This window comes from Streptomyces sp. CC224B (assembly GCF_030010595.1).
Taxonomy (GTDB): Bacteria; Actinomycetota; Actinomycetes; order Streptomycetales; family Streptomycetaceae; genus Streptomyces; species Streptomyces longispororuber.
The window spans coordinates 1-19,911 of record NZ_JASCXL010000156.1 but is presented as its reverse complement, the minus strand read 5'-3'; the positions used below and the strand labels follow the sequence as shown (position 1 = coordinate 19,911).

Here is a 19,911-nt window from a genome sequence, read left to right as displayed (position 1 = left end):
GGGGCCGGGGCGGGGGGGGGTGGCCCGCCCCCCCGGCGCGTGGTCAGGGGCGGGGGGGGGGTGGGGGGGGGTCTTTCACTTGGTGTTGCCTTCCTGCGGGGGGCGGGGGGGGGGGCCGCGGCCCGCCGCCGCGGCACGGCGGCGGGCGGGCGGGCGCGGGGCGCTACGCGACGGCCTCCGGGCCGGGGGCCAGGCGCGTCAGCGGGGTGTCCACCAGGTGCTCGGCGAGGAACCAGGCCTGGGCCTCGCCGCCGCGGACCACCTCGGAGACGACGAGGTCGCTGCTGCCGTCGTCACCGAGGTCCGCGAGGCGCCGCGCGGCCGCACGCGCCTCGACCAGGATGGTCTCGTGCGCTTCGAGCAGCCGGGACAGCATCGCGGGCACCTCCTCGGTGCCGTCCGGCGGCCGGGGCACGGAGGTGATCTCCGCGGCGTGCCGGGGGTCGCCCACGGCCACGCCGCCGAGGCTCTGCACGCGCTCGGCCAGCGCGTCGACCAGGGCGAGCTGGGCCTCGGCGTGCTGGTCGAGCAGCAGATGCAACTGGTGGAACGTGGCGCCCCGCATGAGCCAGTGGTGCTTCTTGTAGAGGGCGTACAGCATCTGCGTGTCCGCCAGGATCTGGTTGAGCACCTGGCAGGCGTACATCCGCGTGTCGTGGGACAGGCCGAGCGGCACCTGCTTGACGGTGCGGAAGCGCTGCACCTCCCGGCCCTTCTGGTGCAGCAGCGGCTGGGCCGCGGCGGGTGCCGTCGTGCCGGCCGATGAGGTCATGCGGAACTCCTGAGGTCAGTGGTGTCAGTGGTGGTGGAGGGGGCGGGCCGGTGCAGCAGGACGCGCACCGCGATACCGCTGCCCACGCCGACGGCCACCGCGGCGCCCGCCGCCCAGGCGGGCCACGGCAACAGGCCGAGCAACTGGTCGGCGGAGTAGCGGCCGGGGCCGGTCAGGGCGAGCGCGGAGGCGACGACGACGAGGAAGAGCGGGTACTCGTAGCCGTCCTTCTGCACCCACAGGCCGTGCGGCCACTTGACGGTCAGCGCGACCGTCATCACGCCGACCGCCCCGGCCGCGGCCAGCGGGGTGAGCGCGCCGCCGGCGAGCAGCAGGCCGGAGCCGATCTGGCCGGCCCCCGCGGCGAGGGCGGTGAGCCGCCCGCCGCGGAAGCCGTCGTGCCGGAACTCCTCGGCCCCGCCCGCGAGTCCCTCGCCACCGAGGCGGAAGCTGATCTTCTGTACGCCGTGTCCGGCGATGAGCAGCCCCGCCAGGAGACGCAGGACGAGCAGTCCGAAGTCCATGGACGAGCCGTCAGCCGGCCGCGTGCGGGTTGATCATGGACTGCGCGTAGAAGACGCCCAGGCCGTAGGCGCCGCCGTGCTCCTTGACCACGTCGGTGGTCGCCACGTACGTCTCGGTGCGGGCCCAGTCGCGCTGGAGCTCCAGGAGCACCTGGAGCCAGGTCACGGGCACCGCGCCCGCGGCCGTCATGCGCTGCATGGCGTGCTCGTGGGCGGCGGGGGTGACCCCGGCGGAGGCGTCGGCGACGACGTACACCTCGTAGCCCTGGCTGAGGGCGGACAGCGCGGGCAGGACGAGGCAGACCTCGGTCCACAGGCCGGACAGGACGATCTTGCGGCGTCCGGTCGCCTTCACGGCCTCCACCAGGGCGGTGTCCTCCCAGGCGTTCATCGAGGTGCGGTCGACCACCTCGTGCCCGGGGAAGACCTCGCGCAGCTGCGGCAGGATCGGGCCGGAGAACGACTCGGCCGCGACGGTGGACAGCACCACCGGCACGTCGAAGACCCGCGCGGCCTTGGCCAGACCGACGGTGGCGTTGATGACCCCGGCCCGGTCGGCGCCGGCGGCGCCGAAGAACATCTGCGGCTGGTGGTCGACGAACAGCATCATCGCGTTGTCGGGCGTCAGCAGATCGGGGCTCGGGGCGGCGGCGACGGCGTCGAGGGAGAACTCGGTCATGGTCAGTACCTCATGTTCGTAGGCGTGTTGCGGATGCTGATGTTGATGTGTGTAGCGAGGGGGATGGTGAGGGTGGTGTCGGAGGGAAGAAGGGAAGAAGGGACGAAGGGAAGAAGGGAGTCGTCGGAGAGCGCGGCGGGCGCCGGTCAGAGCACGTAGCAGGGGTCGAAGACCTCGGGTCCGGGGCGGCCGGGCGCGGCACCGCGGTCGACGCGCCACCGCCGGTGCCGCTCGGCCTCGGCGACGGCCTCGGCGACCCGGTCGGCCTGGCGCGCGCCGGCCGCCGACGGCGGCGGGGAGGCCTGGTAGCCGCCGAAGCGCGCCACGGGGCTCCAGGAGGGGCTGACGGGCTCGATCGCCTCGTCGACGCCCTCGTACTCGCCCGCGGCGTACACCACGCGGCCGCCCACGACGGTGAGCAGGGACTCGATGTGCGCGATGTCGTCGTCGGGCACGGCGAAGTAGTCGTGCGACAGGACGGCGAAGTCGGCGTAGCAGCCTTCCTTGAGGACGCCCTTGACGTCCTCCTCGCCGGTGATGCGGGCCCCGCCGCGCGTGTACATCTCCAGGGCCGTCTCGCGCGGCACGCGCCGCTGAGGCGGGTACAGGCCCAGGTCGCCGACCGTGCGCCCGGTCACCAGCCAGTGCAGGGCCACCCACGGGTTGTACGACGACACGCGGGTGGCGTCCGTGCCCGCGGCCACCGGGATGCCCGAGGTGAGCATCTCGCGCAGCGGAGGGGTGCGGGCGGCGGCGTCGGCGCCGTAGCGCTCGGTGAACGCCGCGCCCTGGAAGGACATGCGGTTCTGCACGCTCAGGCTGCCGCCGAGGGCGGCGATCCGCTCCAGGCTGGCCGGTGAGACGGTCTCGGCGTGGTCGAACAGCCAGCGGTTCCCGGCCGGGAAGAGCCCGTCGGCCGCCAGCTTCTCGAAGACGGCGAGGTCGCGGCGGATCGTCTCGTCGTACGTCGCGTGCAGCCGAAAGCCCCAGCCGTTCTCCATGAGCAGCCGCACCGCCTGCTCGAACTCCGCCTCGTAGGGCCCGAGTTCGGGCCGCGGCTCGGAGAAGTTCTCGAAGTCGGCCGCCGCCCAGGTGAGGTTCTCACCGGCCCCGTTCAAACGCAGCCAGGCGTCGCCGTCCTCGGGCCGCACGGTGTCGATCCACCGGCGCAGGTCGGCGAGTTCCTGGCCCGCGGTCTGCGGGAACAGGTGGTAGGCGATGCGCAGGCTGAGCTGTCCGGCGCGCGCCAGCTCCACGACCGTGGCGTAGTTGTCGGGGAAGTTCTGGAAGCCGCCCGCCGCGTCCACGGCGGAGGTGAGGCCGAACCGGTTGAGCTCGCGCAGGAAGTGGCGGGTCGAGGTCTTCCTGCCGGCCTCGTCGAGCGCCGGCGCCTTCGCCAGCGTCGAGTACAGGATGAGCGCGCTCGGCGCGGCGAGCAGCACGCCGTTGGGGTGCCCTTCGCGGTCGCGGACGATCTGGCCGCCGCGCGGGTCGGGCGTGTCCCGGGTGAAGCCGGCCGCGCGGACGGCGGCCCGGTTGAGGATCGCGGACTGGTAGAGGTGGAGCACGAACACGGGGGTGTCGGGCGCCGCCTCGGTCAGCTCGGCGGGCGTCGGCAGCCGGCGCTCGGCGAACTGGTCGGCGCTCCAGCCGCCGACGACGCGGATCCACTGCCCCTCGGGGGTGCGCCCCGCCTGCTCCCGCAGCATCGCCAGGGCCTGGCGCAGCGAGCGTACGCCGTCCCAGCGCAGCTCCAGGACGTAGTTGAGCCCGCCCCGGATGACGTGCAGGTGGGAGTCGTTGAGGCCGGGGACGACGCGGCGCCCGAGGGCGTCGAGGACGCGGGTGCCGGGCCCGAGGAGCGCGGCCACGTCGCGGTCGTCGCCGACGGCGACGATGTCACCGTCGCGGACCGCGAGCGCGGCGGCGGCGGGCCGGCCCGGATCGCCGGTGTGGATCTTCGCGTTGCGCAGGACGAGGTCCGCCGGGCCGTCCGGCGGTGGAGCGGCGGGCGGTGTGAGGCCGCCGACCGGCATGGTGGTCATGAGGTGCCGTCGCTTTCGGTGAGGGAAGGGGAGGGGCGGGCGGGAGGTTCGGGTGACGGAGGCGGTGCGGGGCGCGCGGGTCACAGCGTGCGGCGTACGCCCGCCTGGCGCTCGACGTCGCGCAACTGCACGGTCAGGCCGCCCTCGACCGCGTGGTGCGCGGGGCCGCTGCGCCCGATGGGCAGCACCTCCTGGCCCCGCATGTCCTCCAGCATCAGCGCGAAGGCCGTGTACATCGCGGTCAGGGCGAGCAGCAGCCCCAGCGCGCCGGAGAGGGTGGCCACCCAGTCCACGCCGGTGAGGTTGGCCAGCGCGGCCACCGCGAACCGGGGGACCGCCGCGCACAGCACCAGCCACAGCGCCCGCTTGCGCCCGGCGACGCTCGCCATGAGCAGGGCGAACAGGGAGAACATCGCGTTCAGCACGCCGAGCACCCGGGCGCCCCCGGGCGGCTCCAGGGCGAGGACGAGTGAACTGGCCAGCCACATGCCGGAGAAGCAGGTCATCAGGGTGGCCGCGAGCACGTCACGGGCGCCGAACGCCAGGATCCCGACCAGGAGTTGCAGTACGAAGGCGGGTAGGATCGCCAGCGCGACCGCCCGGGCGGCACCGTCCGGGAAGGCGCCGAGCTGGAGGCAGCCGACGAGGACCGAGGCGATGGCCACGGCGTAGAAGCCGAGCGGCATCGGCGAGGCGATCGGCCGCAGGTTGATGCGGGTCATCCGGCGCAGGTCCGGTTCGAAGTGCCGCCCCTCGGGCGGCGCGGCGGGGGAGGGTCCGCTCGCGGTCATGGGTGTGTCTCCAGCGGGGTGTGGCTCGGCTCTGTGGCGGCACCGGGAGCGGCGCCCGCCCCGAGCGGAAGGGGAGCGGCGCCGTCCGTGTGCGGGACGGCGCGGTCCCGGGAAGCGGCGGCCGCGGCTCAGGCCCGGGCGAAGGCCCGGCGCAGCGTGGTCGTGGCCAGGTCGAGGGCCGACCGCGCGGCATGCGTCTCGCGCAGCGCGTCGAGCATCACGAAGTCGTGGATGATCCCCTGGTAGCGGACCGCGGCGACCGGCACCCCGGCCTGGCGCAGCTTGTTCGCGTACGCCTCGCCCTCGTCCCGCAGCACGTCGGCCTCGGCGGTGACCACGAGGGCGGGCGGCAGGCCGGTGAGCTGCTCGGGCGTGGCGCGCAGCGGTGACGCGGTGATCCGCGCGCGCTCCGCCTCGTCGGTCGTGTACTGGTCCCAGAACCACCGCATGCCGTCGCGGCGCAGGAAGTACCCCTCGGCGAACTGGTGGTACGAGGCGGTGTCGAAGGAGGCGTCCGTGACCGGGTAGAACAGCACCTGCTGGAGCAGCGGGAGGCCGCCGCGCTCCTTGGCGAGCAGGGTGAGCGCCGCGCTCATGTTGCCGCCGACCGAGTCGCCCGCCACCGCGATCCGGGTGGTGTCGAGCCCCTTCGCGGCGCCGTCGGTGACGACCCAGCGGGCGACGGTCCAGGCCTGTTCCAGGGCGACCGGGTAGCGGTGCTCGGGCGACAGGTCGTACTCGGGGAAGACGACCGCGGCCCCGGCGCCGACGGCCAGTTCGCGCACGAGCCGGTCGTGGGTGTGGGCGTTGCCGAACACCCAGCCCGCGCCGTGGATGTAGACGATGACCGGCAGCGGCCCCGCGGCCCCCTCGGGCCTGACGATCCGGGCCCGCACGGACCCGGTCGGCCCGCCGGTGACCGTGACCCACTCCTCGTCCACGGGCAGCTTGTCGACCGGGCCGCTCTGCACGTCGTCGACCGCCTTGCGGCCCTCGGCGGGCGGGATCTGGAAGAGGTACGGCGGCTCGGCGGTGGCCTGGGCGAACGCCGCGGCGGCGGGTTCGAGGAGGGGGACAGCGGGGGTCTGGTCGGTCATGTTCGGCCCGTTCGTCTGGGAGGGGGATGCGGAACGCCTGTGCGGCGGAGCCCTGTTCGCGGCAGGACAGGCGGCACGCTATGCGGGGGAGCGGACCGGTAGGCGCCGCTGAGTGCACAGCTCTTGCACGGGGGTGCACGGCGGCGCACCTGCCTGTGCCTGTGGGTGCGCGGCCGTGGGTCTGCCTGTGGCCTACGGGTGCGCGGTCGCCGATCCGGCTGTGGGCGCACGGGCGCCGGTCCGCCTGTGCACTGCGGGCGCGCGGCCCACCGGTCCGGCCTGTGACCTGCACGACGTCACCCGGGCACGCGTTCCGTGACGCGGGCAGGTCTGGGCTACTGTGCGCTGGCCGAGATGGCGGCACACCATGACGGAGGGGCGGGAGGCGGAGGGGCGTGGACGGGGACAGCGGGGCCGTGGGCGCCCCCGGGGGGGGGGGGGGGGAGCCGCCGGGCGACCGGCCGCCCGAGCGCGCGGCGGAGCGTGCGGATGTCCTGCCGGGGCGCGCGGCAGGGGCCGCGGGCGTCTTCCCCGGGCACGCGGCGGGGTCCCCGGACGTCGTGCCCGGCCGCCCGGGGGAGGTGGGTGGTCAGCCCGGCCGTCCCGCGGAGGCCGCAGGCGTCGAGCCCGGGCGTGCGCCGGGGGCCGCGTATGTGCTGCCCGGCCGTGAGCCGGGGTGCGCGGACACCTCGCCTGGCCAGGAGGCGGGGCGCGCGGACACCTCGCCCGGCCAGGGGGCGGGGCGCGCGGGCGTCCTGCTCAGCCGGGAGGTGGAGTGTGCGGACGTCTTGCCCGGTCAGGGGGCGGGGCGCGCGGGCGTCCTGCTCGGCCGTGCGGGCGAAGAGGCCCTGCTGTGCGTGGCACTGACCGGCATCCGTGACGCGGGTGCGGCCGTGCTGCTGCGGGGCGACCCGGGGCTCGGGAAGACCGCGCTGCTCGACCGGGCCGCCCGGTGCGCCGAGCGTGCCGGGCTGCGGGTGCTGCGCATGGCGGGTGTCGTCGCCGAGGCCGCGTGTCCCTTCGCGGCCCTCCACCAGTTGCTGTGGCCCCTGCTCGACGACCTGCGGGCCGTGCCGGGCCCCGAACGGGAGCTGCTGGAGCGGGCGTTGGGTCTGCGGGACGGCACCCCGCCCGCACCGGCCGATGCCGCTCCCGCGACGCTCGGGCTCCTCGCCCGCGCCGCCGCCGCGCGCCCGCTGGTGCTGCTCCTGGACGACCTGCAATGGGCCGACCCGGAAAGCGCCTTCGTGTTCACGGCCGTACGGCGCCACCTGGCCATGGTGCCTGCGGCGTTCAGCGGGCCCGGCACATCTGCGGTGCTCGAGGCACCTGTGGTGCCCGGCACACCTGCGGTGCTCGAGGCACCTGTGGCGCCCGCGCAACCTGCGGCGCCCACCCAGCCCACCGCACGCGCGCCACTCACCCCACCCAACCAGCCCACTGCACCCACCGAGCCCACCGCACCCATCACACCCGCGGCACTCACCGAGCCCGCCGGTCCCACCACACCCGGGGCACCCACCACACCCGGTGCACCCACCGCAGCCTCAGCACTCACCGAGCCCACCGGCCCCACCAAACCCCGGGCACCCACCGAAGCCTCAGCACCCACCGAGCCCACCGCCCCCACCAAACCCGAGACACCCACCACCCCCACCTCACCCAAGGCACCCCCCACCCCCACCCCGCTCCCAGCCGTCGTCCTCGCGGCCACCCGCCACGAACACGCCCCCGCCGCAAGCCCGGCCGAGTACGTTCTCGACCTGGAGCCGTTGCCCGACGACGTGGCCGGGCACCTGCTGGACGCGCTGCACCCGGACCTCGACGCCCCCGCACGGCGGCGGGTGCTGCGCCTGGCCGCAGGGAACCCGCTCGCCCTGCGGGAGCTGCCCCGCGCGCTGCGGCGGGCCGGTGACTTCGCCGACCCGGAGAGCACCGGGCCGCTCGCCGTACCGCAGCTCGGGCCACGGCTCGGCGGCCTGTACGAGGACCGTGTCCGCGCCCTGCCGGACGCCGCCCGCCAGGCGCTGCTGCTCGCCGCCCTCGGGGGCCCGGACGCGGCGGACGAGGACACCCTCGCCGGGCTCACCCGCCGGAGCGGTTCCGCGCCCTGGGGCGTGCGCGCGCAGGACGTGGAGCGCTCCGGGCTCGCCCGCCTGGACCCGGAGTCGCGGCGGCTGCTGTTCCGGCACCCCCTGGTCCGCGCCGGAGTGGTGCACCTGGCGACGGCGGCGGAGCGCCGCGCCGCCCACCGGCTCCTCGCGGACGCGCTGCCCCCGCACGACACCCGGCGGGCCCTGCACCTGGCGGCCGCCACCATCGGCTTCGACGACCCCCTCGCGAGGCGCCTGCACGAGCAGGCGGACCTGCTGACGGAGGCGGCCGACGAGGCCGGTGCGGCGACCCTGATGGCACGGGCCGCGGGCCTCACCACCGACGGCCCTGCCCGGGCCTCGCGCCTCGTCCGGGCGGCGGGCCTGGCGGCCAGGGGCGGACGCCTGCGCTTCGCGGCCCACCTCCTGGACCAGGCCGAGCACACCGCCGGCGCGGCGCGGCCGGAGCCCGCCGCGCTGTACGCCCTGGTCGTCGCCTACATCCGCTTCCAGCGCGAGGGGACCCCGGAGCCCGCGCTCCACCTGCTCCCCGAGGCCCTGGACCTGCTGCGCGCGCCCGGCCGTGAGGAAGAGTGCGCCACGCTCCTCGAGCCCATCCTGTTCGTGCTGCTCGTCGTCGCCGCGCACGCCGGGGACGAGCGGGCCTGGCAGGCCGTGGACCGGCACGCCCCGGACGCCACCGCCCCGACCGCCCTGTGCCGCGCGGCGTGGACCGCGACGCCGGACGACCCCGCCGACCTCCCCCGGCGCGTGTCGAGGGCCGTCACGGCGCTGCCCGAGGCCCACGACCCCGCCACGTTCCGGGCCCTGGTCTGGGCCGCGACGGCCGTCGACACCGTCGGCGACCACGCCGCCCTGTGGCACCGCGCCGCTCCCCGGCACTCGTACGCCACCCGGACCCTGGCCGAACTCGCCGGTGCGCAGGACGGCTTCCTGCGCGGGGACTGGGACACGGTCCTCGGCGACGCGCGCCGCGGCGCCGGGACCGCCGCCGCCCGCGGCTACGCGTTCCACGAGATGATGTTCCTGATGCACACCGCCCAGGTCCTCGCGGGACGGGGCGACCGCGCCGGGCTCCAGGAGTGCCTGCGCGTCCTGGAGCCGTGGGCCGAGGAACGGCGCCTGCGCGCGGTCGGCGACCGGCTGCGCGGGCTGAAGGCGCTGTGCGCGCTCGCCCACCGCGCCCCCGGCGAGGCCTGGCAGCACGTCCGGACGTCGGTCACGCCCGCCGCCCTGGCGCGCCGCACCCCCTGGTCCCACCTGTCGCTCCTCGACATCGCCCAGGGCGCGGCGGACACCGGGCACCTGGACGAGGCACGCGACCACCTCTGCGCGGTCCACGCCTTTGGGCTCGCGCGGGTCTCGCCCCACCACGCCTTCCTCGTGGCCGCCGCCGGGGCGCTCCTGGCCGACGACGCCGACGAGGGCCCCTACGAGGCCGCGTACGCGGTGCCCGGCGCCCGGCAGTGGCCCTTCGAGCTCGCCCGGCTGCGCCTCGCCCACGGGGCCCGGCTGCGCCGCCGCTCCCGCCGCACCGAGGCCGTGGCCCACCTGCGCGCGGCCCACGACGTGTTCACCGGCCTGCGGGCCGAGCCCTGGGCCGGGCAGGCCGCGTGCGAACTCGGCGCGGCGGGCGCGGGCGTACCGGAGGCGGGGGCGGTGCGGGGCCACCCGCTGCTGTCCGTACAGGAGTCGAGGATCGCCGACCTGGCCGCGCAGGGACTCAGCAACCGCGAGATCGGCGAGCGGCTGCGGCTCTCGCCGCGTACCGTCGGCGCGCACCTGTACCGCGTCTTCCCCAAGCTCGGCATCCGCACCCGCGCCGGGATCGCCCGGGCCCTGGCCGAGACGCGGGGACGGCGGGAACCGGACGCCAGGGGCTGACAGGGTCAGGTCTCCGCCAGCGCCCGGCCCAGCGCCGCCCGCGAGGCGATGCCCAGCTTGGGGAAGATCTTGTACAGGTGGGAGGCGACGGAGCGCGGCGACAGGTTGAGCTCGGCGCCGATCTGCTTGTTCGTCAGCCCGGCGGCGACCAGCCGGGCGACCCGCAGCTCCTGCGCCGTGAGCAGGCCGACGCGGGCCGCCGGCACCTCCGCCGAGAGGCCCGCGGCCCGCAGCTCCCGGCAGCACTGGTCGGCCCAGGGACCGGCGCCCAGCTCACGGAAGGCGTGCCGCGCCATGTGCAGCACGTCCTCGGCCTCGGCGCGGCGGCCCCGCAGCCGCAGCCGGGCGCCGTGCTCAAGGCGCAGCCGCGCCAGCGCGAAGACCCACGGCCCGGTCCCCGCCAGGGCGTACGCCGCCGCGAACGCCTCGTCCTGCTCGTCCTCGCCGGCCGCCAGCGCGGCGGCCGCGGCCAGCAGGAACGCGTGGTGGTCGGAGATCTCGTCCATCCGCGCGGCCCGCCCCGCGGCCACGTGCGCGCGGGCCTGCGCCCGGTGCCCGGCGCGCACCGCGGCCTGCACCAGGTCGAAGAACGGCAGGTGGAACCAGGAGAGCCCGCTCGGCAGCCGCCCCGGGGGCAGCAGCGCGCGCAGCCGCTCGTACGCCTCCTCGTCGCGCCCGTGCGCCAGGTCGACCAGGGCCCGCAGGCGGCCGAGGTGGTCGGTGACGAACCGCATCCCGGCGGCGCGGGCGGCGGGCTCGACGCGCGCCCGCAGCTCGTCGAAGCCCGGCCCGTCGCCGCGGCCCGCGAGCACATGGGCGTAGTAGTGGCGGAAGAGCAACGCGTTGCAGTGGTAGCCGAGTTCCTCCGCGCTGTCCGCCTCGCGCAGCCAGTCGTCGGCCGCGTCCCAGCGCCCCAGCAGGAAGTCCTGGCGGCACCGGACCTTCGCCACGGAACCCTGCGTGGCGTACGCGTGCTGCCCGCCGAGGAGCAGGCCCGGCCCGGCGTCGGTGCCGTCGACGCCCAGGGCGGCCCACAGCAGCAGCCAGGCGTGGCCGGCGCCGTCGCCCGCCGCGCTCTCGGCGGCGGCCCGCAGCTCGCGCCCGGCGCCGTGCGCGGTGCGCGGGGGATCGGCCCACACGCGGTGGCACAGCCGGGCGGCGGGGGAGACGTCGCCGAGGTGCCGGGCCAGCGCCCGCCACCCCCGGGCGTCGCCCGTGTACGACGAGGCGAGCAGCAGCTTGAAGAACACCTGCTCCACCAGGTCTCCGCGGCCGGGGGCGTCCGGGGCGCCGGGCGCGGTCAGCGCGGCCAGGGCCTCCGGCAGCAGCGTGAACGACGAGGCGAAGTCGACGTGGTGGCTCTGGTCGACGTACACGACCGCGTACGCGAACACCGGCGCGACGTCATCGGGCAGCGACCGCGTCCTGAGCTCCTCCACCAGCCGCGCCGCGTACGCCAGGCGCCCGCCGCGCGCCGACATCACCGCCGCCCACGCCAGGCGCCGCGTCCGGTCGTCCGGGCCGGGGCTCAGGCCAGCCGCCCGGTCGAGCAGCAGCGCCGCCTCCGCGTCACCGCCGCGCAGCGCGATCCGCGTCCCGGCCTCCTGCAACCGCGCGGCCAGCTCCTCGTCGGGCCCGCGCACCGCGGCCGCCTCGTGCAGCAGGCCGCGCGGCTCGTCCTCGGGCAGCCGGGCCGCCAGCATCCGGTGGGCGGCGCGCCGGTCCGGCTCCGGGGCGAGCGCGATCACCGCGCTGCGCACCAGCGGGTGCCGGAAGACGAGCCTGCCCGTGTGGTCGAGGCGGGCCAGGCCGCTCGCCTCCACGTCGTCGAGGAGCCGCTCGGCCCGGTCGCCGTGGTGGCCGCTCACGGACGACCACCAGGTGCCGCCGTCCCCGTCGCCGCCCAGGGCCGCGGGCAGCAGCGCCCGCAGCGCCTCGGGCGACAGCGCCCGCAGCCGGGACGCGAACAGCCGATCGAGCCGCCGCCCCCACGGCAGCCGCTCCGGGAGCGGGACGACGCCGCTGCGGTGCTCCGCCCGGAGCTGGCGCGGGAGTTCGGTCAGCGCCAGAGGGTTGCCCGCGGCCTCGCGGCGCACCCGCTCGGCGACCACGGCGGTCAGGTCCGGGTGCCAGCGGCGCAGCACCGCGTCGGCGTCCGTGTCCGACAGGGGCTCCACGTCCACCGGGTGGACCTGCCAGCCCTCCGGCGCCGAGCCCTCCGCCCGGGTCGCCACCACCAGGACCGCGGGCAGGTCGCCGATCCGCCGGTGCAGGAAGGCGAAGACCGCGGCGCTGGAGGAGTCCACCCAGTGCAGGTCGTCCACCACGACGAGCAGCGGCCGCCGCCGGGCGGCGGCCGTGAGCAGGGCGAGTGCCGCCGCGCCCACCGCGAAGCCACCCGGCGGGATCGCGTCCCGCAGCCCGAGCGCGCTCTCCAGGGCCTCCCGCTGGTACGGCGGCAGCGCGTCCCGGGCGCTCTCCAGGAGCGGGCGCAGGACCTGGCGCAGCGCCCCGAAGGCGACGGCGACCTCGGCCTCGGCGCCCGCGGCCCGCACGACGGCGTACCCGGCCCGGGCCGCGCCGCCCGCCGCCCAGTCGAGCAGCGCGGTCTTCCCGATGCCCGCCTCGCCGCGCAGCACCGCCACCGAGCCCCCGGCCCCGGACCGCGCGTCGTCGAGGGCCCGCTCGAGCAGCGCGCGCTCGCGCCGCCGGCCGACCAGGCCCTCCGCGTCCGCACACCCGGCCGCCTCCGCCATCGCCGCCACCGCCGCCTCTCCCGCCCTTCCCGGCCGTCGGAGCCTCCCCGGCGGCGCCGGTCCAGTATCCGCCACACGCGGCGTTGTCCCAGAGTGCAGCGGTGTTGCTCCTGCGTGCAGAAAACCCTGGGGCAGTCGCCGCTCACGCCGGTAAAACTGCAGGCTGGAGGGGTGAAGGGGCGCACACGCAGCACACCGCCCCCGTTCCGACAGGGACCGCGGCGGGCTTCGGCGGCCGGGGCCCCGCACGCACACACCGGGGGAGCCGCATGAGCCCGACGTCCGTCGCACCGACCGTCACCGCGAGACCCGGCGGCGCGGACTCCCCCCGGCCGTCCGGGGCGGGTGACGCGCTCGCCGAGGCGTTCCGGCCCGCCCCGGTCGCGGCCGCCTCTCTCACCGGCTTCACCGGGCAGGCCACCACCCGGGCGCTGGGCTTCCTGAGGGTGAGCACCGTCCGCGGCGCGGCGTGCTCCCTCACCCTCGGTCCCGCCGACGACGGCGCCCGCGCCGACCTGCTGCTGGTCCTGCACACCGCCGGGGACGGGCGCCTCCTGCGGCACGGGGCGGACGTCCCCTGCCCCGAGGGCAGCCTGTTCGCGCACGACCCGGCCGAGCCCCTGACCCTGCGCGAGCCCGGACCCTTCACCCTCTGCCTGGTGCGTGTCCCGCGCGAGGCGTTGGCCCTCACCGACGCCCGGCTGCGCGCCCTGACCCGCGGGCACCCGCGCCCCGGCGGCCCCCTCGCCGCCGTGCTCGCCCCGCTGGCGGTCGCCCTCGCCGCGGCCGACGCCCCCTACGCGCCGGGGACCGCCCTGCACCTGGCGGGCACCGTCACCGCGCTCGCGGCGCTGCCGGCGGCGGAGCCCGAGGGCCCGCGGCCGCCGGGGCCCGGCACGGAGCGCCGCGCCCTGCGGCACCGACTCCTGGCCCACATCAACGACCACCTGGGTGAGCGGGACCTGGCGCCCGCGGGCGTCGCCGCCGCGCACCACATCTCGATCCGCTATCTGCACAAGCTCTTCGCCGACCACGGCAGCACGATGGCCCGGTGGATCCAGCACCGCCGCCTGGAGGAGGCGCGCCGGGAGCTCGCCCGGCCCCGGGGCGGCGCGTCCGGTGTCGCCGCGGTGGCGAGCCGCTGGGGCTTCGCCGGCGCGGCGCACTTCAGCCGCAGCTTCCGTACGGCCTACGGGATGTCGCCCTCGGACTGGCGTGCGCGCCACTGCCGCGGCGAGTGGCCGTAGACCGCCTTGAACGCCCGGCTGAAGTGCGCCGGGCTGCGGAACCCCCAGCGCAGCGCCACCGCCGCGATGGACCGGCCCACGCGCTCGCGCCGCTCCAGCTCCCGCGCGCACCGCTCCACCCGCGACTGCTGGATCAGCCGGCTCACCGTGACGCCCTCCGCCTCGAAGAGCCGGTGGAGGTAGCGCACCGAGATGCGGTGCTCCGCCGCGATGCGCTCCGGCGCCAGGCCGGGGTCGTGCAGGTTCCGCTCGATGTACGCGCGGACGGCGCGCAGCAGTTCGTCGCGTCCCGCGCCACGGGACGCGTCGTTCTCGGTGAGCTCGTGCACCAGCGCGGCGACGAACTCCGTGACGACCCCGCCGAGGCCGTCGCCCGCCGCGTCCGGGATCGGGGCCGCGGGCTCGTCCAGGCTCAGCAGCAGCGGGGCGAGCAGCGCGGCCACGCCCTCGGCGGCGGGCACGGCGCGCCCCGTGACGGAGCGCACCGCCGTCTGCGGGACGTTGAGGGCGTGCGCCGGCACGCGGTAGATCAACACGCGGGCGCCTTCGGCCTGTTCGTACGTGAAGGCCGCGCGCAGGTCGAGCAGCGCCAGCTCCCCGGGCGCCAGGGACGCGGCGCGGCCGTCCTGCGTCAGGCGCGCGGTGCCCGCGCGCGGCAGCACGAGCGCGACGGCGTCGCCGGACCGCCGCGCGAGCATCCGGGCGTTGCGCGTCAGCCGGAGCGGACCGGCCTCCTGGGTGATGAGCCGGAGGTAGCCGAACCGGCGCAGGTGCGCGGACCCGCTGAGCGGGCCGTCGCCGCGGGCGCTGACCACCACCGGCGCGAGCCAGCCGGAGAGGGTGTCCCGCAGCAGGGTGGCGCGGTCGTCACTGGACGCGGCCGTCTCGGAAGCTGCGCGCATGCGGGCTCCTCCTCAGCGCCGACGGGACCGGCACGGTGCGCAGGAGAGGAGTCGGCGGCCTCTCCACGGCTCTCGCGTCCAGCCTGCGCGGGCCCGGGCGCCGGCCGTTAGGTCATCTGACTGCTCTTCCGCCGGGCGGGTAGGCGGGGGCGAAGTGTGCACGCAGCGGCATGTGTGGTTCCGCGGCCGCCGTTCCCGTGGCCCGCCGGGGTCCGTAGGGTGGCTCTGCTGTCGGGACGAGCCGGTGCGGGTGCGGGCTCCGCCGCCCGGCCGCCGGGCGCCTGTGACGTGCGGCCCGTGGCGATCCCCCTCTCTGCAGGAGTCCGTGTGCAAGACGACGTACAGGCCCACGAACCGGCGCCTGTCCTCGAGCCGCAGGCGCGTGCCTTCGTGCGCCGGTACCGCTGCCCCACGACGTGCGAGGGCGCCGAGGCGGTGGAGTTCAGGTCCCGTATGACCGACCTCTGGGGCGGCGACGGCGACGACCCGGACGTCGAGGAGGAGTGGCTGGCCGTGCGCGGCGGGGGCAGCACCCGGATCCGCGTACGGCTGCTGCGGCCCGCGGGCAGCGAGGGGCCGCTGCCGGTGATCCTCTATCTGCACGGCCTCGGCTCCATGCCGAACGAGGTGTGCCCCCATCTGAGCCTGGTACGCGACCTGGTCCTCGGCGCGGACGCCGTGGTGGTCGTCCCCGAGTACGACCGCCCGGAGGACGGGCGCCACCCCGCGGCCGTCGAGCGGGCGCACACCGTGCTGCGCTGGATCGCGGACGGCGGGCGGGAGGCCGGCCTCGACGGCCGCCGGATCGCGGTCGTCGGCGTCGGCGCGGGCGCCCACCACGCCGCCCTGACCCTCCAGGCGCGGCGGCACGGCGAGCCCCGCCTGGTCCAGCAGGTGCTGGTCTGCCCGGTGACCGACGGGGCGATGGACACCGGCTCCTACCGGCGGTTCGCGGAGGGCTACTTCCTCGGCAGCGAGGCCATGCGCGGCTACTGGCAGCGCTACGCCCCCGACCCCGGCGACCGGCGGCGGGGCACGGTCTCACCCCTGCGGGCGCCCCGGGGCCGGCTGCGGGACATGCCGCCCGCGCTCGTCCTCACCGCCGAGGCCGACGTGCTCCGCGACGAGGGCGAGGCGTACGCCACGCGGCTGCGGGAGGCGGGGGTGCCCGTGGTGTCGGTCCGCTACCACGGCACGATCCACGGTTTCGTACTCCTTGACCCGCTGCGCGGCACGCCCCCCGCCAGAGCGGCCCGGATGCAGATCACGGACACGCTGCACATCGCCCTGCGGGAACAGGACGGCTGACCCCCGGCCCATGGCGCACGGGCGGGCGGCGTCACCCGTGGGCGCCGCCGCCCGTGCCGGAGGCGCGTTCGTGCCGCCGCCACTCCTGCGGCGTCGCCCCGTAGGCGGCCCGGAAGCGGCGGCTGAAGTGGCTGGGGCTCGTGAATCCGCAGCGGGCCGCGACCGCGGCGACGGTGAGGCCGTCGTGACGGGGCGAGGCCAGCATCCGCCGCGCCCTCTTGAGCCGTTCGGAGATGAGCCACTGCTCCAGGCTGATGCCCGCGTCGCTGAGCACGAGGTAGAGCCGGCGGACGGACACGGCGTGCTCCGCGGCGATCCGCTCCGGCGTCAGGTCGCGGTCGGCGAGGTGGCGGCGCGCGTACGCGAGGACCCGCGTGAGCAGCGTCTCGTCGAGGGCGGGACGGGCGGCCGGCGCCGTCTCGCCGTGGGCGGCGGAGAGCAGCAGCGCCCGGACGAGGTCGGTGGTGGCGCCGGCCAGCGCGGCCGCGCCGGGGTCGGCCGCCAGCCGGCCCGGGTCGCGCCACAGCCCGCGCAGGTGGTTCAGCACCAGGTCGTGCAGCGGACTGGCGCGGAGCCGGAGGGAGGCCCTGACCACGGTCTCCAGCGGCACGCCGAGGCGGTCCACGTCGAGGAGCAGGGCCTGGGAGGAGCCGTCGCCGGACCAGCCGTAGGCGCGGGGCGTCAACTCGTGGAAGACGCAGATGTCGTCGGGCCCGTATGTCAGCCGCTGCCCCGCGACCTCGCCCCGGTGCAGCCCGCGGGGCTGGAGCGACACGGAGACCACGGGGTTGCTCCGCTGCTGCCGCACGTGCCGCACCGTGAAGCCCGTGTTGCGGGTGGCGAACATCGGCACGTCGCCGATCTGCCACGCCTCCATCCGGGCGCGGATGCCCGTGGCGGGCTCCTCGTGGACGACGTGGTTGGGGACCGACTCGTTGGTCAGGGCGTGGTGGAACGCCTCCACCCGTTCTCCCGGCGCCACGTCGTCCAGGTCGACCAGCAGCACTCCGCCCCCTCATGTCACTCTGTGGTCGCACATTGTGCCTCATCTGTGCATGAGCATGACGAGGCGTCGGTCACAGGAGCGCCCCGCGGGGGCGGCGAGGGGACGGAGTGTGCTTCCTGGTCAGGCCGTGGCCCGCACCGCTTCACGGATCACCGCGGCGACCTCGTCGGGCCGGGACAGCGCCACCGCGTGCGAGGCGCCCTCGACCTCGACGGTCTTCGCCCCGGCGCGCTCGGCGCCGAAGCGCTGCACGTCGGGGTTGATGGCCCGGTCCGCGCCGGCCACCAGCACCCAGGACGGCTTGGTCCGCCACGCGGCGGCCGCGGCCGCCTCCGTGAACGCGCCCGCCGCCAGCGGGCGCTGCGACACCGCCAGCACCTCGGTGACCTCGGCCGGGACGTCGGCGGCGAAGATGCCGGGGAACGCCTCGGCGGCGATGGTCACCTCGACCGCGGGCTCTTTGCCCTCGACCGGGTACGTCGCCTCCTTGAGGTTGCTGACCAGGGCGGACAGCGGGAAGCGGCCCTGGAGCTCGCCGAGGCTCTCGCCCTCCTCGGGCAGGTAGGCGGCGACGTACACGAGGCCGACGACGTTCTCCGCGGTGCCGGCCACGGAGATCAGCGCACCGCCGTAGGAGTGGCCGACCAGGACGACCGGCCCGTCGATCTGGGCGGCCGCCGACGCGATGTAGGCGGCGTCGGCCGCCAGGCCGCGCAGCGGGTTCGGCGGCGCCACCACGGGGATGCCGTCGCGCCGCAGCTCCGCGACGACTCCGGACCAGCTGCCGGCGTCCGCGAAGGCGCCGTGGACGAGAAGGACGGTGGGGGTGGCGCTCATGACGGGGGTTCTCCTAGCTGTCGGCGCGGGCCGGCCGGTGGTCCGGCGGCCTCGACTGATCGCCACGCTAGAGCCGCGCGGACGGCGGAAGTTGCCCCCGAGCGCACCGGCTCTGGCCCCGTGGTGCACGGAAGTCCCCGCTGCTCGGCGGCCGGGGGGTGGACCTGGCCCGGCGGGTGGGGCCCGCGGCCGATCAGGTGTCCGCGAGGCCGCCCGGCCCGAAACGCCCTGACGTGCCGGTGACCGGCTGCGGGTGCGCGTAGCGTGTGCGGCCGCGGCCGGGGGGACGTGCCGTGACGTCGCCCGTACACACACCACCGACCACACGAGGAGGTCCGGATGACCACAGGCCCCCACCGCGCCGGACGGCGTCCGCGGCTGCGCTTCGACGGCTGGATCGCGGGCACCGGTACGGCGTCGGGGACGCGGATCGTGCTCGGCCACTGGCAGCGGTCGCCGTTCGGCCCGTTCAGTGATGTGATGCTGGAAGACGCCGGCGGAGTACGACGGCTGCTGGCCCCCACGCGGGAGACGGCGGACTTCGTCAGCGACACCTACACCTTCGATGCCGTCGACGTCGTCCCCGTCGAGGTGGACGTCGCCGGTGACACCTGGACCGTCATGACGGAGCCGCTGGAACTGCGCTTCACCACCGGTGGACGAGGACCGCTGGGCCGCGCGCTGCGCGCCGTGCCCGCCGCACTCGCCCGCCGGCCGGCGTGGAGCACCCTGACCTACTGGCCGGCCCGTGCCCTGATGCCCGGAGTGCGGACCCGCGGCAGTGCGGGCCGGGGCCGCACGGAGTGGTACGGCGCGCGGGACCTGCGGCCCGTCCGCGCGGTCTCGGCCGTGCTCGACGGCACCGACCTCGGGCCCATGGCCCCCGTCGTGCCACCGGTGCGCTTCGGCTTCGGCTCGGTGCCGCGCCGGCCCGCCCTCACCCGGGTCACGACAACGGTGGCACTGCCTCCGCTTGGGCCCGGCCCGGCCGGGGCACCCGAGTGAGCGGACGCGCCGGCCCGGCCGGGGCACGCGAGTGAGCAGACGAAGGGGGCAGCATGGACAGGACGGCGGAGCGGCACGGGCCCGGGCAGGCGCTCGCGCTCGCCCACGGTGCCTTCAACGTCGTGGGCGGACTGTGGCCGCTGGCGCACCTGCGCAGCTTCACCTGGGTGTTCGGGCCGAAGACGGACGTATGGCTGCAGCGGACGACGGGCGGACTGCTGGTCTCCGCGGGCCTCGCCCAGCTCGCGGCCGCCACCGAACCCCACGGCCCCGCACACGCCCGCCGCGTCGGCCTCGGCACCGCCCTGACCCTGCTGGCGGTCGACCTGGCCTACGTGCCCCGCGGACGCATCCGCCCCACGTACCTCCTCGACGCCGCGATGGAGGTGGCCTGGATCGCCGCCTGGCTGCGCGCCCCGCGCCCGCGGCGCCCGGCACGCACCCGGCGCAGCCGACGCATCCGACACACCACTCGGCCTACGCGGACACACCCCTGAGCCGTCCGGACACCTCCCCGAGGCAGCCGGACACACGCAGGCACATCGACGCCCCAACGACGATCCCAGGCACATCGACGCCCCACCGACGACCCACCGACACGGAGGACCGACATGACCGAGCACACGCCGTCGCAGGCCGAGGGCGAGCGACCGGAGGACAGCGCGACGGACGAGGAGCCGCAGACGCCCGAGGGCGGCGACGCGCCCCGGACCACGCCTTCGCAGGCGGAGGGCGAGGACACGCCGGAAGCCACCGAGGACGACGGCGCCGCGTAACCACGGAAGGCTCGCACTGAACATGATCACAGTCGGTGTCGAAGAGGAGTACCTGCTGCTCGACCCGGCTACCGGGCTGCCCCTGCCCCGCGCCGACCAGGTACGCGCCGCCGCCGACCTGGCGCCGCTGGCGGACGAGAAGGAAGTGCAGTCCGAGCTCCTCCAGGC

Annotated in this window: 16 protein-coding genes and 1 pseudogene; 7 read left to right on the top strand and 10 right to left on the bottom strand. The window is 76.5% G+C overall.

Translation table 11 applies throughout. The features are described 5' to 3' along the window. Window positions 1-163: 163 nt before the first annotated feature. From QK440_RS37695 to QK440_RS37670, 6 genes are all read right to left on the bottom strand, one after another. A complete protein-coding gene (locus tag QK440_RS37695) occupies window positions 164-772 on the bottom strand; it encodes a DNA starvation/stationary phase protection protein (RefSeq protein ID WP_282797778.1) in 609 nt (202 codons plus the stop codon). Then, window positions 769-1,296 carry a DoxX family protein gene (locus QK440_RS37690; protein ID WP_282797777.1) on the bottom strand — a complete coding sequence of 176 codons (528 nt, stop codon included), beginning with the start codon at window positions 1,294-1,296 and terminating at the stop codon, window positions 769-771. The genes QK440_RS37695 and QK440_RS37690 overlap by 4 nt, the downstream gene beginning before the upstream one ends. 10 nt (window positions 1,297-1,306) lie before the next feature. Then, window positions 1,307-1,975 carry a hydrolase gene (locus QK440_RS37685; RefSeq protein WP_282797776.1) on the bottom strand — a complete coding sequence of 223 codons (669 nt, stop codon included), beginning with the start codon at window positions 1,973-1,975 and terminating at the stop codon, window positions 1,307-1,309. Window positions 1,976-2,121: 146 nt separating this feature from the next. Further along, window positions 2,122-4,020, bottom strand: coding sequence for an amidohydrolase (locus QK440_RS37680; protein ID WP_282797775.1), 1,899 nt, complete (start codon window positions 4,018-4,020; stop codon window positions 2,122-2,124). 80 nt (window positions 4,021-4,100) lie between these two features. Further along, complete coding sequence (locus QK440_RS37675; protein WP_282797774.1) at window positions 4,101-4,811, bottom strand: GPR1/FUN34/YaaH family transporter; 711 nt, start codon at window positions 4,809-4,811, stop codon at window positions 4,101-4,103. Window positions 4,812-4,939: 128 nt separating this feature from the next. Further along, window positions 4,940-5,908 (bottom strand): alpha/beta hydrolase, encoded by a 969-nt coding sequence (locus QK440_RS37670; RefSeq protein ID WP_282797773.1) that lies wholly within the window; start codon window positions 5,906-5,908, stop codon window positions 4,940-4,942. A gap of 581 nt (window positions 5,909-6,489) precedes the next feature. Between QK440_RS37670 and QK440_RS37665 the strand changes: the two genes are divergently transcribed. After that, entirely contained in the window at window positions 6,490-9,906 is a 3,417-nt protein-coding gene (locus QK440_RS37665; RefSeq protein ID WP_282797772.1) for a LuxR family transcriptional regulator, read from the top strand. 5 nt (window positions 9,907-9,911) lie between these two features. Here QK440_RS37665 and QK440_RS37660 read toward each other — a convergent pair whose 3' ends face one another. Next, window positions 9,912-12,662, bottom strand: coding sequence for a LuxR family transcriptional regulator (locus QK440_RS37660; RefSeq protein ID WP_282797779.1), 2,751 nt, complete (start codon window positions 12,660-12,662; stop codon window positions 9,912-9,914). Between the two features lie 269 nt (window positions 12,663-12,931). Here QK440_RS37660 and QK440_RS37655 point away from each other — a divergent pair, with 269 nt between their 5' ends. Beyond that, window positions 12,932-13,909: a helix-turn-helix domain-containing protein gene (locus QK440_RS37655; protein ID WP_282797771.1), complete on the top strand. Its 978-nt coding sequence runs from the start codon at window positions 12,932-12,934 to the stop codon at window positions 13,907-13,909. Here the strand turns inward: QK440_RS37655 and QK440_RS37650 are convergent. Then, a complete protein-coding gene (locus QK440_RS37650; RefSeq protein ID WP_282797770.1) occupies window positions 13,852-14,811 on the bottom strand; it encodes a helix-turn-helix domain-containing protein in 960 nt (319 codons plus the stop codon). The genes QK440_RS37655 and QK440_RS37650 overlap by 58 nt on opposite strands. A 327-nt stretch (window positions 14,812-15,138) precedes the next feature. Here QK440_RS37650 and QK440_RS37645 point away from each other — a divergent pair, with 327 nt between their 5' ends. Next, window positions 15,139-16,119: an alpha/beta hydrolase gene (locus QK440_RS37645; RefSeq protein WP_282797769.1), complete on the top strand. Its 981-nt coding sequence runs from the start codon at window positions 15,139-15,141 to the stop codon at window positions 16,117-16,119. Window positions 16,120-16,150: 31 nt separating this feature from the next. Here the strand turns inward: QK440_RS37645 and QK440_RS37640 are convergent, their stop codons facing one another. Further along, a complete protein-coding gene (locus QK440_RS37640) occupies window positions 16,151-17,125 on the bottom strand; it encodes an AraC family transcriptional regulator (RefSeq protein ID WP_282797768.1) in 975 nt (324 codons plus the stop codon). Window positions 17,126-17,245: 120 nt separating this feature from the next. Further along, window positions 17,246-17,962 carry an alpha/beta hydrolase gene (locus tag QK440_RS37635; RefSeq protein WP_282797767.1) on the bottom strand — a complete coding sequence of 239 codons (717 nt, stop codon included), beginning with the start codon at window positions 17,960-17,962 and terminating at the stop codon, window positions 17,246-17,248. A gap of 339 nt (window positions 17,963-18,301) precedes the next feature. Between QK440_RS37635 and QK440_RS37630 the strand changes: the two genes are divergently transcribed. The 4 genes and pseudogenes from QK440_RS37630 to QK440_RS37615 all read left to right on the top strand — a co-directional run. Continuing rightward, window positions 18,302-18,967: a hypothetical protein gene (locus QK440_RS37630; RefSeq protein ID WP_282797766.1), complete on the top strand. Its 666-nt coding sequence runs from the start codon at window positions 18,302-18,304 to the stop codon at window positions 18,965-18,967. 53 nt (window positions 18,968-19,020) lie between these two features. Continuing rightward, window positions 19,021-19,464: a hypothetical protein gene (locus QK440_RS37625; RefSeq protein WP_282797765.1), complete on the top strand. Its 444-nt coding sequence runs from the start codon at window positions 19,021-19,023 to the stop codon at window positions 19,462-19,464. Between the two features lie 114 nt (window positions 19,465-19,578). Next, window positions 19,579-19,743, top strand: a complete 165-nt coding sequence (locus QK440_RS37620; RefSeq protein WP_282797764.1) for a hypothetical protein — start codon at window positions 19,579-19,581, stop codon at window positions 19,741-19,743. Between the two features lie 22 nt (window positions 19,744-19,765). Next, a pseudogene (locus tag QK440_RS37615) lies at window positions 19,766-19,911 on the top strand (carboxylate--amine ligase); the annotation flags it as partial.